The sequence below is a fragment of the Chryseobacterium sp. MMO-72 genome (assembly GCF_037146035.1).
In the GTDB taxonomy this organism is placed as follows: domain Bacteria; phylum Bacteroidota; class Bacteroidia; order Flavobacteriales; family Weeksellaceae; genus Chryseobacterium; species Chryseobacterium indicum.
In genome coordinates, this window is record NZ_JBBCWG010000009.1 from 117,954 (window position 1) to 132,422 (window position 14,469).

At 36.7% G+C, this 14,469-nt stretch carries 9 protein-coding genes and 1 tRNA gene; 4 read left to right on the forward strand and 6 right to left on the reverse strand.

The features are described from left to right. Nucleotide 1: 1 nt before the first annotated feature. Genes WFH39_RS13390 through WFH39_RS13400 form a run of 3 tightly spaced genes read right to left on the reverse strand, consistent with a single transcriptional unit; the run spans nt 2 to nt 6,696 of the window. Nucleotides 2–2,230 (reverse strand): YwqJ-related putative deaminase, encoded by a 2,229-nt coding sequence (locus tag WFH39_RS13390; RefSeq protein WP_336690272.1) that lies wholly within the window; start codon nt 2,228–2,230, stop codon nt 2–4. Next, complete coding sequence (locus WFH39_RS13395; RefSeq protein WP_336690273.1) at nt 2,217–2,585, reverse strand: hypothetical protein; 369 nt, start codon at nt 2,583–2,585, stop codon at nt 2,217–2,219. Before WFH39_RS13395 ends, WFH39_RS13390 begins: the two co-directional genes overlap by 14 nt. Before the next feature lie 13 nt (nt 2,586–2,598). Next, nucleotides 2,599–6,696, reverse strand: a complete 4,098-nt coding sequence (locus tag WFH39_RS13400; RefSeq protein WP_336690274.1) for a hypothetical protein — start codon at nt 6,694–6,696, stop codon at nt 2,599–2,601. A gap of 641 nt (nt 6,697–7,337) precedes the next feature. Between WFH39_RS13400 and WFH39_RS13405 the strand changes: the two genes are divergently transcribed. Both WFH39_RS13405 and WFH39_RS13410 read left to right on the forward strand, forming a co-directional pair. Further along, nucleotides 7,338–8,873 (forward strand): YifB family Mg chelatase-like AAA ATPase, encoded by a 1,536-nt coding sequence (locus tag WFH39_RS13405; RefSeq protein WP_336690275.1) that lies wholly within the window; start codon nt 7,338–7,340, stop codon nt 8,871–8,873. A gap of 167 nt (nt 8,874–9,040) precedes the next feature. Beyond that, nucleotides 9,041–9,379, forward strand: coding sequence for a hypothetical protein (locus tag WFH39_RS13410; protein WP_336690276.1), 339 nt, complete (start codon nt 9,041–9,043; stop codon nt 9,377–9,379). A gap of 96 nt (nt 9,380–9,475) precedes the next feature. Here the strand turns inward: WFH39_RS13410 and WFH39_RS13415 are convergent, their stop codons facing one another. From WFH39_RS13415 to WFH39_RS13425, 3 genes are all read right to left on the reverse strand, one after another. Beyond that, complete coding sequence (locus WFH39_RS13415) at nt 9,476–9,952, reverse strand: YdeI/OmpD-associated family protein (RefSeq protein WP_336690277.1); 477 nt, start codon at nt 9,950–9,952, stop codon at nt 9,476–9,478. A gap of 10 nt (nt 9,953–9,962) precedes the next feature. After that, the gene (locus tag WFH39_RS13420) at nt 9,963–10,637 is read right to left on the reverse strand and encodes a hypothetical protein (RefSeq protein ID WP_336690278.1); all 675 of its coding nucleotides are present in this window, start codon (nt 10,635–10,637) and stop codon (nt 9,963–9,965) included. A gap of 99 nt (nt 10,638–10,736) precedes the next feature. Next, on the reverse strand, nt 10,737–12,938 hold the full coding sequence (locus tag WFH39_RS13425) for a S46 family peptidase (protein ID WP_336690279.1): 2,202 nt from the start codon (nt 12,936–12,938) through the stop codon (nt 10,737–10,739). A gap of 88 nt (nt 12,939–13,026) precedes the next feature. On the opposite strand from WFH39_RS13425, the gene WFH39_RS13430 reads away from it, so the two are divergent. Together WFH39_RS13430 and WFH39_RS13435 are read left to right on the forward strand one after the other, a co-directional pair. Beyond that, the gene (locus WFH39_RS13430) at nt 13,027–13,461 is read left to right on the forward strand and encodes an META domain-containing protein (protein WP_336690280.1); all 435 of its coding nucleotides are present in this window, start codon (nt 13,027–13,029) and stop codon (nt 13,459–13,461) included. An 869-nt stretch (nt 13,462–14,330) separates the two neighbouring features. Beyond that, nucleotides 14,331–14,404 (forward strand) — tRNA-Asn (locus WFH39_RS13435). Nucleotides 14,405–14,469 lie beyond the last annotated feature (65 nt).

Sequence of the window (14,469 nt, forward strand, 5' to 3'; positions counted from 1 at the left end):
ACTATTTAATTTCTGCAATTTTAAAATATTTCAACATTGGATTACATGATTCACACGCTTTTTTCGTAAGTCCGTGTATTAATTTATCATTTTTTCCATTGGGAATCGCAACAGCTCTACTCCTTGTTTTGCTTAAAATTTCCCTTGCTTGTTCTATTTTCATACTGTTCTTAGGCATTCCAAGTCTTTTCTCTGCTTCAAACAAAAACTCTGAAATACAGACGGGTTCTCCACACATTCCATGAGGTCCTCTTAACCGTAATTTTTCATCAGCTATTTTGGTTAACCATTCTTCTACTAACTTATGTCTTCTGGTAGACATACTGGCTTTTCTTATTCCTTTAGAAGAATAGCTTACTGCCTGATAGGTTGTATCTTTAATTTCACCTTCTAATACTGCTACGGCTCCTGGCCGTAAATCAGGATTTTTCCATTTAGTAAGAGCATCATCTGCATATTGCCGAAGCAGAACATTCATATCTATTTTTTTAAGAAAAACTTTTTTCTCTTTAGAAAGTTTCTTTCTTTTACTAGTTACTGTTACCTCCTCAATCTCCTCATAAATAGGAGCTTTTTCTTCTAACTTCTGCTCTGCTTCTTTTACAGCTTTTTCTGTTGCTTCTTTGGTTTTGCCTGTTTCCAGAGCTTCTTTAGCAGATTGGGAGATGTGTTTTCCTTCTTCTTCTGTTAGTTCCTCTACCGTTTCTTTCACCAACTTTTCTTCGGTTTCTTCTATGATTTCCTCTACCGCTTCTTTTTCTACTACTGTACCTATTCTTGCTGCTTTAGAACCTTTTAAAACAGGAACAAGAAACATTATAATGTCCGGAACCAGTTCTCCTAATTCTTTCAGCAAAAAGTAACTTTTCCCTTCATACGTCAAATACCATTTCCCAAAATCCAACAATATTTTGTAAAACTTTTTGCAAATTTTATCCAGTAATTCAAAAGTATTATAAAAAAGGTCATTAACAAAATTTTCAAATTTTTCGGTAAGCTTATCCGTCATTCTGAAGCCGAGTTCATCTCTTAATATCAGTATGACTATCGCAACCAAATCACACAACCCAGCCACAAATTCTAATATTCCGTTGTAAAGCCCTACATAAAAAGCATGATAATGTTTTATAATGGTTTGAAAACTTCCGTCAGGAATATAAATTTTAGCAAGATTTTCAAGATATCCATCTGTTATTTTTTGGCATTCGTCTATATTTTGTACAAGCCATTTTTTTACCACTTTGGAAACGGGATCGTCATGAGTAATTTTCTTATCAATCTCTGATTTCAAAGCGTCATAAGGTTTATGAAAATATTCTTTCAACGATTTCACTCGGTCTTCCTGCTTGTCATAAAAAAAAGAATTAGGTAAAAAAGCGGGAGTGTATTCTTTTTCGGGCAAATCGCCATTCCAATATTTATCTTCTTTGTATTTTTTGGTTCTTAGCCAATGTCCGATTCCAAAAGCCCAATTTGGTAAACTAAAATCTAAATATTCTCCCCCTTTCACAATGAGCATAAACCAAGAAAAATCATCAAATTTGTGATTATCATATTCATACTGAATAGCTTTAATCATTAGATCTTTAAAATCTGGTGTATTCTGTTCTTGTTCCACCGCTTGTACTGTTTGTGCTGACACACTAGCTTTCCATGCTCTTTTAATAAATTCTTCTGCAATATCTTTAGGATCATTATCATTCCATGGCAGCTCTCTAAAATACTTATCCTTTAAATCGTCTAATACAGCTGGTCCAAATTTTACCCTTACAATTTTCCCAAAATCAAATTTACCATCGTCTGTTTCTATGAAAACTAAGACTTCAAAAGGTCTATCAGAATTAGGTATATTCTGTGGGTCTTCATACATTTTTATGACTTCTTCTCCATCAGGATGAGCATATACTACAAAATTATACTTAGATGTATCTGAAAAAGCACCGTAAGCATCTGCTTGGCTATATGAAACCCTTTTTGAAATATCAGCAATGGTAAGATTTCTTTTTTCTATTATTTTTGAAGTTCCAAAAATATCTTTTGCCCATTCATGAATATTTTTTTCCCAATATTGCCCAAATGGACTATTCTTAAAAGCACTCATTTCCTCAAAAGACTTACTAGCAGTACCCTGCACTGGGTTTTTATTCCCTTCAAACCCTTGGGTTACTTCTTCGAAAGACAGTATTTTGTATCCGGATAAATCCCCGAATTCGTCATCAAATTTTTCCATAGTTTTGGTTTTTTGCGATTAAACATTCTAACTCGTTTACAGGAAAAAGCTCTTTGGTTTTAATATGCTCATATAGTTCGTTTATCCGGTATTCATCCAAAACCAAAAGATCCAGATGATAACCCTCTTCAACCAAAACATGAGCGTTTTTCAGTTTGCATTTTGCCTGTACCAAAATATCCCAGTCTTTTCCTTCCAGTTCACTCCAGCGTTCCAAAGGAAGCTTTCCTCTGCTCCCGAAAAGCAAAATCTTTTCTACGGCAGTAATCTCGCTAATCTTGTCTTTAAGACGTGTGAGAATATAAGGCAGCACTTGTTCGTGCTGCCAAATAGACTCGGTTTTTACCCGGCTCATATTGTTAAAATTATTAGAGTAAAAACTTACTTAGAAGGGCTTTATCTGTAAAATCAGACTTGGAAAGCTTTTGTCCATTTTTGTCTAAAATTCTTTGTCCGTATGAATCGAACTCCGGGGAATAAATTTTCACATATTCTTCTTCTGTATTGACTGTAAATCTTAATACATCAAGAGGTTCTCCGAAAGGTCCTTTCTTAAAAATAAAGTTCTTAATTTTGGTTACATTAATTTTAAACGTAATTCCATTTTCTCCAGTAGGATATGCCTCTAAACCTTCTATCTGCGAAATCTCATCTGCCAAAGCTTTATATACTTTAATGATAGGGTCTGTTTTTAACCAACCGGCATCTCTTTCAACTGTAATTAAATTGCCTAAACATTCATATTTTTTCAAGAAAAATTCTTTCTCATCTGCATCTCCTATTGTTTTAAAGCCTGATAAAGTATCCATTTCATTAAAACTAATCTGCATCCATTTATCGGAAGTTTGCCCAATCTGGTTTTGGTTCATTTCAAAATTTGTAGAACACATTTCGCCCAGATTATCATCAAACTTCACTCCCGGCTCACAATTGCATGGCAATGCTTTTTCTACTCTCAAACCGATAGAATCTGCCTGAAGAATGGTAAGCGATGTCGGAATTTTCTCTCTCCACGGTTCTCCTTCTTTGGTTGCTTTCGGAGATCTCATTTCATCAACGATGGATAAGAACAACGGGTCATCAATTACAGGAACTTCTCCTCCGTTCCAGATCTGTCCTGTCGCAAGGAAGTGTCTTACCGCTTCTTCGAAGCCCGGACGTACCGTCACGATAACTCTTGCCATACCTGATTGCATAAACGCCCTGAAAACAGGATCATTATCATCGAACTGGTATAAGTCTGCCCATGATTTTCTTTCACCCCAATAGTAAGGATAGAAGTAGTAGCTCATGATTTCCCATTCGAATGCCTGCTCCATGAATTTTGCAAATGCGGCATACTGATCCAGTTTTCCGTCTACTTTGATATCTGTATTCAGGAAGGTTTCATCTCCGGAAGAATAGCCATTGTTGTAGTATTTCCCTCTACCGAAGGTAAGGTCTACGTTAGGATTCTGCTCCAGCATATAAGAAATACAGTTTCTTCTTAAAATGGTATTTTCTATTTTTCTGTAGAACCCGGGATTTGAGCCTTTGATCTGAACCCCCATCGCTTTTATTTCAGCTAAAGCCTGTTCGTATTTCGCTAATTCTGTTGCGTAAGCTTCAATGATTTTATTGAAGGTTTTTTGCAGCCAAGCGTTTTTAGCTTCTTTGGTGAGTGTTATATTAACAGTGAAATTAACTGTTCCGGAGAATTCATTATAGAAGGTTGTCGAAATAGGAATTAGTTTGGAATAAGGAACATCAAAAATTTCATTGGGTTTACCTCCTAATTGTCCCCATCTTCCGGTAAAGAAAAATCCTTTATTACCCAGTAAGACACTCACACTCGCTCCATCACCATCCGATGCGGCTGTATATTGAACATTTCCGGAAGTCGCAACATAACCGTCAGGAATTTGTATTTCATCCTTCAATGCCATGTTTTCAATATTGCATAAATTGTTGGAATACTGTCCTCCTATGGATTTACCAATACTAAAGGTCGATAATGGCATTTCATCTATTTCCACATTATATTGTCCCGTCCAGTGTTTTAAAACAGCATCTCCCAAAACGCCATCCAGAGACATGAAGTTTTCCATTTTATGGATACTTGATTCTCTCGGGTCAACAGGTTTTACCAATTGGTTTTCCTGATTTTTAGAAATCGTCATCCCCAGTTTATGAAGTTTTGCAGGCTCAGGAACCATGAACTCAAACATCATTCTCTTACCATAGTTGTAGATCTGGTTCTTGACCACTTTATCCACCCAACGGTAAACGCCTACTACATGACTGCTTCCTTTCGTATTATCAAAACCATGTTTATTGTTTTCTTCAAACTCTTCGATAATCTTATCAATACGCTCTTCTTTTACTTTGGTAACAATTCTGTCGAGTGCTCTTGCTGTTATATCTTTGGCTTCCGTAACCGCCTGTCTGTTGCTTTCCTCTTTGGAATTGTGGGTAGCATAGTTTGCGTTTGCGCTCACTCCCATGCTTCCTGCTGAACCTAATTTCCAATTGGCATTAAATCCGGCTTGTGCTGCAAAATCTTTAGATTCCTGAAGGATTTTGGAAATTTCGCTTTGCATTTCATGTCTGTCGGTAGAAGTAGTATCGGTCAGCTTTTCTTTCTCAGATTCAGTCGATTTTGTGGTTTGATTTTCGCTTCTTCTGAGTTTTCTTGTAGCTCTTTCCTTATATTCCCTTGCCATGATGTTTTCGATGTGTGCCACATCTCCTTCCACATAGCAATAAGTGGATTGTTCTACTTTTTTATAATCAGTGACTCCGATGTTTTTCATCCCAAACCCTGAAGGGATAAATGAGCCTGCCGGAGTGGTTGTCGTTGTTCCGGAGCCAGTGGTTCCAGTCCCTGTTCCTGTTCCTGTGCCAGATCCGGTATCAGGTTTTATCTCTTTCGGAGTGAAGGCTGCACTTCCTTTGAATACTCCTTGTTTCAGAGGATTGTTGAAGTCTGATGGATCCTGTACTAATGTAACGCTCATCAGATACGTTTTTCCGTCCTCTAAAACCACTTCACCCTCTAGGATGAATCCGCCTTGTCTTAGCGTGAGTGAAGCAGGAATTCCCGGACTATTGTAGAACATAAAACTTACTCCCATTGATGGTTCAAATACTACATTGGAGCTAATCTCTGTTCCATTGATGGTTACTTTATAATTTCCTGATACAATCCTGTGAGCAAAATTTTCAACAATAATCTGTATAAACCATTCAGAATTATTTTTAACGCATGTCTTTACACTGTAAGGAATCCATCCGTTTGCTGCATTAGAATTTGTTACCGGAACAACAACTCCTCCGACTGTTGTAGAAACCTGTTGATTTATAACCGTATTGTTGATAAGCTGCTGCTGAAGAGACTGATTATTCTGTGCAATGGTTTGAAGGATATTTGCAAAAGAAGGCAGGGAAGACAATGCCTGTGCAACTGACGGCATCCCAAATATTCTGCATACTGAAGATGCATCCTCTTTATCTAAAGCTCTTTCAATGGCTGCTGCATCAATTTCAGGACGGAATTCAAAGTTAAATTCCGGCAATTCCGGTGCAGGAATATATTCGAGTTTCATCAGTTCCTCTTTATTGCCGGATTCCAGAATTCTCTGTCTTCGGAATTCTAATTCTGATACTCTTCTCTGATACTCTTTTTTTGCGGGAGCCGCTTCTCTTTCATAATTTGCCAAGGCTTCTTTATAAGCATCCTGATACTCTTTTTGGTAGGCTTTTTCCAATTTTTCTAAAGAACCCTGTAGTTTTTCATTCGCCTGAAGCTGAATTTTAGCTTCTGCAAACTTCATATTCTTATCATTATAGGCTACTTTTGGAGCCGCAACAACAGGCTGATCTGCCATTCTTGAAGTTCCTGATGCAGCTGCTGATGCAGAATTATTTACTTTGAAGAGTTCTTTAGGAAGGACTACTTTTGCTTTGATGACATCATTATATACATCTTCAGCTCCATCGGTGTAAACAGAGAGAATATGATTAAGATGCAAAAACTGCATGAGTGTTTCTTTTGCATAGAAATCTTTCTGGGTAACCACCTGATAAACTAAATTATCCCAAAGCCCTGAATATATTGCAAGCATTGATGTATTAGTTGTTACCAAATAGTTTTTGTATTCCTTGATTTTAGCATCAAATTCTGCCTTAGATGCAGTTGCTTTATTTCTCGCTACCCATACTGCCAGATCATAAAATACAGCATCTTTTGCTTTTAAGGTTTGTTCTGTTTCTACAGTTAACGGAAGGGAAGATGGAGACTCACAAAGTTTTTGCAAGGAAGTAGATGCGTTCAGCTTTTGGTCAAATACTCCTTTCTGGGTATCTTTTCTAAAGATAAATCTTCTTTCTAAATTTTTAGGATCAGACAACTCCGCATTTCTGCTGGTCGCGAATCTAAAAAGCGTCTGCGATGCGTTATTATTAGTATTTAAATTGTTTGTTGACATTTTTTCGTAAATTTGTTTTGGTTTTTATAAAGGTTAAGATTTGAAGCCTCTTTTTAGTAGAGTTACTTCAGGTTTTAGCCTTATTTTTTTAGGTGGTCTTCAGGCTAAATTATGTCCACCTTGAGTTTTAAAGTCTAATTTCATTTTTGTGTTGTTTCTATGATGCAAATATCCATCGGGGAAGCGACAAAACTTGACGTATTAAATTCATTTTCAGATATTTTTGTTATTTTTTTACAGTTTTCTGATAATCAGTAAGAAAGATTTACAGAATGTTTTTTGGAAAGGTTGAGAAAGAATTTTTAAACTTTAAAGTAAACTTTACTTGTGTTATTTAAAGCATATAAGCTACCTCTCATCTGATTTTTTTTAGATATTTATATTGATTATTAAAACTTCATTAGAAACCTAAACCCTGAAATCATTAATTCAATAGTCTGGGATCAGCCCTTATTTTTTTTCATTCTTAAAAATTTTAACCGTAAAGAATATTTTTTTCGGCTGATTGATCAATTGAAAGAAAATTCTGATTAAAAATTGAACATTAAGGGAATTACATTTTTATTTTTAAAAGTTTAGGCAAATTGTTTTAAGAAAATCATTATTTAAAAATTTTTCTACTTTTACAAAAACACAGAAAAATGCTGATTAAAGTCTATGGAAGCGCCATTCACGGTGTGGCTGCACAAACCATTACGATAGAAGTAAATGTAGATACAGGCGGAGTTGGCTATCATCTTGTAGGACTTCCGGACAACGCCATTAAAGAAAGCAGTTACAGAATTTCTGCCGCGCTGAAAAACGTAGGCTTTAAAATTCCCGGTAAGAAAATTACCATTAATATGGCTCCTGCAGATCTCCGAAAGGAAGGTGCTGCTTATGATCTGAGCATTGCCATCGGAATTCTTGCCGCTTCAGATCAGATTACTGCCGAAAATATTCAGGATTACGTAATTATGGGGGAGCTTTCTCTGGACGGAACTTTACAGCCCATTAAAGGCGTTCTCCCCATAGCAATTCAGGCACGTGAAGAAGGTTTTAAAGGAATTATTCTGCCCAGACAAAACACCCGCGAAGCAGCCATTGTGAATAGTCTTGATGTTTTTGCTGCTGAAAATATAAAGGAAGTTATTGACTTTTTTAATGAAGGAAAATCACTCCCAAAGATTGAAGTGGATACCCGAAAAGAATTTCAGGAAAAAATTAATGATTTCCCGTTTGATTTTTCTGAAGTGAAAGGACAGGAAGCAGCAAAAAGAGCGATGGAAGTTGCAGCAGCAGGAGGACACAACATCATCCTGATCGGACCTCCCGGAAGCGGAAAAACAATGCTTGCCAAAAGAGTTCCGAGTATTTTACCGCCTTTAACTTTAAAAGAAGCGCTGGAAACCACCAAAATCCATTCCGTAGCCGGAAAGATGGGAACGGAAACATCACTCATGACGGTTCGTCCTTTTCGATCTCCTCATCATACAATATCGGATGTAGCACTAGTTGGCGGAGGAAGTTATCCGCAGCCGGGGGAAATTTCACTGGCTCACAACGGGGTTTTGTTTCTGGATGAAATGCCGGAATTTAAAAGAACGGTTCTTGAAGTGATGAGACAGCCTTTGGAAGATCGTGAAGTTACCATTTCAAGAGCCCGATTTACGGTAAATTATCCTGCCAGTTTTATGCTCGTTGCTTCGATGAATCCGAGCCCGAGCGGTTTTTTTCCGGATGATCCCAACAACACTTCCTCCACCTACGAAATGCAGCGATACATGAATAAGCTCTCCGGACCGCTTCTGGACAGAATAGACATTCATATTGAAGTGCAGAAAGTGGAATTTGAACAGTTGGCAGAACGCAGAAAAGGTGAAAAAAGCGAAGATATCCGAAAAAGGGTTCTCATTGCCCGCGAAGCACAGAGAGAACGTTATAAAGATTTAAAAATCAGCTACAATGCTCAAATAGGACCGAAAGAAATTGAAAAGTTCTGTGAACTGGACACGGCTTCTTTCAGCCTTATTAAAACAGCAATGGAAAAACTGAACCTTTCCGCCCGTGCGTATGACAGGATTTTAAAAGTAGCACGAACCATCGCCGATCTGGAGGAATCTGAGAATATTCTTTCTCATCATGTTTCAGAAGCCATCCAATACAGAAGTTTAGACCGAGAATTCTGGAATGGATAATAATGGACACCAATGATCAAATTATATTTTAATTATTATTTTTTATGGTTTCGGGGCAGCGAAGCTGCCCCGAAACTTTTTTTCAATTCTTTTTAAATACGACAAGTTTTGTCGTTATGAAGATTCATGTTTGCAAAAAAGATCAGAATAAAACTCAAAATAATATAATGAAAACTGCTGTAGAAATTTCGGAAAAAGAGACCAAAGAACATCATTTTAAATCCATTATTCTTCTCTCAAAAGATTTTGCTCCGCATGAAAGTTCGGTGGAGGAAACAGACACTGCCATTCTCAGAAATGATTTCGGGATTTTAATTATTAAAAACAATCAGGATCAGACGGCTCAGTTTTCATGGCAGAAAAATATCGTTTCTTCCAATACGGAAAGTGGATATTTTAAAGAGATAATGAATGATCTGGGCGTAACTGTTCATCATAATGGAGATTCTATTACGGTGATTAATGGTGGAGTGAAACAGTTTCTGACTATCCATTTTATGGTTTAATTTAAAAAAGTCAGCCTAAATAAAAAAGTCCGCATCAAAATAATGAGCGGACTTTTTCATCTATGATAAGAGCTGTTGAATAGATAACGGAACTTTTTAAATTCCTTTTTTTCCTTCAAGAATCATCTGAATCATTTTCAGCTTTCTGTTTTCTCTTGTTTCCGTTTTCTTTGCTTCTTCAATCCAGCGGATATATTCCTTTCTGTGGGTATAGCTCATTTTGTCGAATAATATTTTCGCTTCAGGATTTTCATTAAACAGCAATACAATATCTTCCGCAATCTCTACTATCCTTTCTTCTTTGTCTTCCGTTAAAGAAACGAAAACCTCATCGCCGAAAGTCTTTCCGAGCTGTTTTCTGATTTCCTGAGTTAAGCCTAAAATATGACAGTCGGATTTCATTTTAGCGAGGCTTCCCCGGTATTCAACTTTTTCGTCAAAAACCGCTTTGATTTTTACCTGTCCTTTTTTGCCGAATAGCTCCTCTGTAGAAAAAGGAAATTCCACAAAAGCCGCATTCATTTTGCCATTTTGCTTAATAACCGCCTTAAATTGTATATCATCTGTTTTCATAGCTTAAAATTTAGCACAATAACCACCATAGATTAAAATTATCCAGTTTTCCGTCTTTGAAGTAGAACATAAATGAATCTTCTGTTTCTTTTCCAACCGGAATACTGAAGCTCTGAACATTCTTCTGATCCGTATCTTCTATTTTCAGTTTGGGAAATAGCTTTTGAAATTCGGCAACGGTTGTACTATTAGTAAGAATGATATGATGCGATCTGATTTCAAAACGGTTGTTTCCGGATTTCGCACTGCTGAAAATTACCTTATGATTGTTTGAAATAAACTCAGCATTGCCGGCGTAGAAAGTTGTTATTTTACCGTCAAAGCTCATAAGATCCTTTCCGTATGTTTTTTCCATCCACTTTTTATCAAGCCATTCAAAAGGGCTTCCGCAGTCCCACGCTTCACTTTTAATGGAATCGTGTTTTGAATAAAGCTTTTGGAACTGTTCCTGAGACAGAACAATATCATTTCCATTCACCTGAGCATTCTCAATTTTCAGGAAATCGTCTGTAAATACTTTGGGGACTTCATTTTCCGAAAGTTTTTCTGTACGTAAACTGTCTTTGTTTATAGTCGTTTGTAAAGAATCTTTGTCCTGTAAAGATTTCAAATCTTCCTTCTCTTTTTTCTGACAGCTCCATAATGCTAAAAATATCAGCAAGCTTCCGAAAATTTTACTTTTCATTTTTTAATAATGTATTTTTTGATCGGGTTAAAGTAATAAAAATTCAGCATAAAAAAACCGCGAAAGTAAACTTTCGCGGCTTTAATATCTGTTTAAAGATTATTTTTTCTTTGCTTTTGCAGGAGCTTCTTTTGGCATTTTTGTTTTGGTATCTGCAGGAGTATTACCGTCTCTTACCAATTGTAATTCGTCGATAAGTCTTCTTGCACCTGCGTATTTATCGATCGTCCAAAGAACGAAACGAACGTCTACGTTGATGGTTTTCTGCCATTCCTGTTCGAAAACGATATCTCCGCTTAAAGCCTCACTGTTTCCGTCGAATGCAATACCAATTAAGTTTCCGTCTGCATCGATTACCGGAGAACCGGAGTTTCCTCCTGTAATATCATTGTTGGAAAGGAAGTTTACTGGCATATAACCTTTTGCATCGGCATACTGACCAAAATCTTTAAGGTTATAAAGATCGATCACTCTCTGTGGAAGATCAAACTCTTCATCCCCTTTCTTATATTTTCCTACAAGACCCGTCATGTCAGTGTAGTAGTTATCGGTAATCCCGAAGTAGTTTCTGTCTGATCTGATCGGCAATTTATCTACCGTTCCGTACGTTAATCTCATGGTAGAGTTTGCATCCGGATAGAATTTTTTCTCAGGCATTGCCTTCATTAATCCTGCTAAGAATAATCTGTTGTTTTTAGCAAAATTATCATCAATTTTTACGAATCTTTCTGCAGAAGCTTTTTGATCTGCCATAATTCCGTTTGCAATTTTCCAAAGCGGATCTGCATCCAGTTTCAACGGATCAGGATTCAGCATAAAGTTTGTTGCAGAAGTTTTGTTGGCGAAGATTGAAGAGTAAGCAACATTCGAAAGATTTTTAGCATCCAGTCCCATAATGGTTTCAGAAGCTACATCTTTGTTTACTCTTGTCTGGTAAAGGTTTACCATAGAGTTCATCATTTCGCCTTCAAGCTTGATATTGATGTTTTCGTAGGCTGATTTCAATGCAGCCTCTACTTTCGGCTTCATTGCCAATCTTCCTGCCATATCCTGTTTTGCATACGCCTGAAGAACATTTCCTACCTGCAGTGCAAGTGCGAAATATTTAGAATTTCTGGAAAGCTGCGTCATATACATTCTCTCCACATTTCTGTCTGAAGTCTGCTTGTAATAAAGTCCGATATCTTCTAAAACTGTTTCGTACTCAACCACGTTTTCAGGTTGTACCGCCCATGTTTTAAATCTTTCTTCAATCTTTTGCTTGTCTGTGATGGTTCCGTTTTTAATAACGGCATCAATAGTACCCTGTCTGTTTTTCCAGTAGTTCGCTACAGAAGCATATTGGGAAGCATAGTTCAGCTGAGTTCCTTTGTCTTTATCCATGTACTTCTTCATTACATCCATGGCTAATTTAGAAGCTTCAACCCAAGCCGGATAATCTTTGTTTACCATCTGCTGAATTCCGTAAGAAGTCAGGTAACGGTTGGTTCTTCCCGGATATCCCAAGATCATAGAGAAATCTCCGGGCTTTACACCTTTCAGAGAAACCGGTAAGAAATGTTTTGGTTTTAAAGGAACGTTGCTTGGAGAATATTCCGCAGGATTTCCCGCTGCATCAGCATATACTCTGAAAACCGTAAAGTCTGCCGTATGTCTTGGCCACTCCCAGTTATCGGTATCACCTCCAAATTTTCCCAGTGCAGAAGGCGGAGCTCCCACCAATCTGATGTCTTTATAATCCTGGTAAACGAAATAGTAGAATTCGTTTCCGTTGAAAAAGTCTCTTACAACTACTGTATATTTTCCGTTTTCAGAGTTTTCAGACTGGATCGCTTTTGTTTCAGCGTCGATCACAGCTTTTCTCTCTGCAGCAGACATATTGTTGTTTAATTTAGAATTGATTCTTTGCGTAGCATCATCCATTCTTACCAAAAATCTTACGTAAAGATCTTTAGCATTGAATTCGTCTTTCTGCTTCATTGCCCAAAAACCGTTTTTCAGATAATCTTTCTCCGGTGTAGAAGCTGCTGCTACAGCACCGTATCCACAGTGGTGGTTGGTGAAAATAAGACCCTGATTAGAAACAATCTCTCCTGTACAGAATCCTCCAAAGCTTACAATTGCATCTTTTAAGCTCGAATTGTTGACAGAATAAATTTCTTCCGGTGTAAGATGCAATCCTTCTTTTTGCATGTCTACCCCATTCAGTCTTTTCACGAGCATTAACAGCCACATTCCCTCGTCTGCCCTCATCTGGACAAAACTTAAAAGGAAAGTGAATAGTAGTAATATTCTTTTCATTTTATAAAATAATTTTTGTGTCGCTAATTTAGTAATTTTTTTACTGTCTGATGTCTGAGAATGGTATGAAAATGGATTCCGGTGGCTTATGAAAAAGATATTCACTGCAATTTTAACAGTTTTGTGCCTGAGTTTTGTTTTAAACTGCTCTTCTGCAGCCGTAAAAAATCCACAGATCCAGAGAGAATGGATGCTGGTTTCTTTTGGCAGTTACTCTAAAGAAGAATTAATAAAAAGCAATGCTAAAATTGACCTTACTTCTCCTCTTGAAAACGGAAAAATAAAAACTTCCGCCTTTATGGGATGCAATAAACTGTTTTTCACATCTGAATTTAAAAAGGAGAGTCAATTAAAAATTTCGCAAGTTGTCTCCACAGAAATGGCGTGCCCGAATATGAAACTGGAAAGTGATTTCTCCCGGAAAATCAAAACAATGAATCATTACAAAGTGGAAGGACATTTTCTCACTTTAAAAAATGATGAGGGAAGCAGCATGAAATTCATTGCCGCAGACTGGGACTGATTTAAATTTATTTTCTATTACCCTTACTGACTTTAAAGCTTTCCGCTTTTCAGTTATTATAATTTCATTCATTCTTTTCTAAATTTTTCCGGTTAACGAACTAAAATTACAGCATTCCGGTGTGTTTCCACGATTATAAAAAAAATTGACCGGTTTTGACTGCTTTTGACCGGTTTTGACCGGTTTGAAAACCCATTTCTTCGGATCATGTTCGGGTCTTCTTCGGATCGGCTTCGGAAAAATGGGATTTTTTCCGAAGGAATACCGAACAACAGTCGAAGGATTTCGGGAGAATTTTATGAACGTGTTTTTGCTTCATTGTACGCTTCGGCTCCGCTCAGTGTGGTATACTTGCAGCAAAAACTTTTAAATCAATCATTATCGGAAGGTCTCCCAAATGACGGAAACAGGAAGTATACAAGGTTTTACTGATGAATTTTCAGGCAGAATTTCATTTGAGATTCCTAAAACACTGCAGCATGAAATTATTATCAAACTTTTTATATCTTCTGCTATACATTTTATAAAGGCAAATATTCCTTAAAACCATTTCGAATACTAGTAGAAAACAATAACATTTCAGCCTCACAAATAATTGTCATTCAATCCAATATATGAAATTTAAAACAAACAAACCCGAAATATTATAAAGAAGAGAAGCAAAAAATTTTTTGCAGAAATACAGCTTATTTTTTATTGAATTTCACGAAAGAAGTTTTGCCCCAACCCTCTATTTTAATTAACTGACATATAATCAAATAACATTCAAACCACCCATCAACAAAGGAATTTTTTAATTATTTTTAAAATAAAAATTTGCTTGATATTAATATTCCATTTATATTTGCACTACTAAAACAATAGGACATTCCTCCTTAGCTCAGTTGGTTAGAGCATCTGACTGTTAATCAGAGGGTCGCTGGTTCGAGCCCAGCAGGAGGAGCCCAATTTACAAAGTCGTTGAAAAGCGACTTTTTTTTATTTACAACCATTTGTTTTTCAAATAGA

Bases quoted from the DNA above. Each gene is read 5' to 3' on its own strand.
- WFH39_RS13390 (WP_336690272.1), bottom strand. From the start codon at position 2,230: ATGGAAAAATTTGATGACGAATTCGGGGATTTATCCGGATACAAAATA.
- WFH39_RS13395 (WP_336690273.1), bottom strand. From the start codon at position 2,585: ATGAGCCGGGTAAAAACCGAGTCTATTTGGCAGCACGAACAAGTGCTG.
- WFH39_RS13400 (WP_336690274.1), bottom strand. From the start codon at position 6,696: ATGTCAACAAACAATTTAAATACTAATAATAACGCATCGCAGACGCTT.
- WFH39_RS13405 (WP_336690275.1), top strand. From the start codon at position 7,338: ATGCTGATTAAAGTCTATGGAAGCGCCATTCACGGTGTGGCTGCACAA.
- WFH39_RS13410 (WP_336690276.1), top strand. From the start codon at position 9,041: ATGAAAACTGCTGTAGAAATTTCGGAAAAAGAGACCAAAGAACATCAT.
- WFH39_RS13415 (WP_336690277.1), bottom strand. From the start codon at position 9,952: ATGAAAACAGATGATATACAATTTAAGGCGGTTATTAAGCAAAATGGC.
- WFH39_RS13420 (WP_336690278.1), bottom strand. From the start codon at position 10,637: ATGAAAAGTAAAATTTTCGGAAGCTTGCTGATATTTTTAGCATTATGG.
- WFH39_RS13425 (WP_336690279.1), bottom strand. From the start codon at position 12,938: ATGAAAAGAATATTACTACTATTCACTTTCCTTTTAAGTTTTGTCCAG.
- WFH39_RS13430 (WP_336690280.1), top strand. From the start codon at position 13,027: ATGAAAAAGATATTCACTGCAATTTTAACAGTTTTGTGCCTGAGTTTT.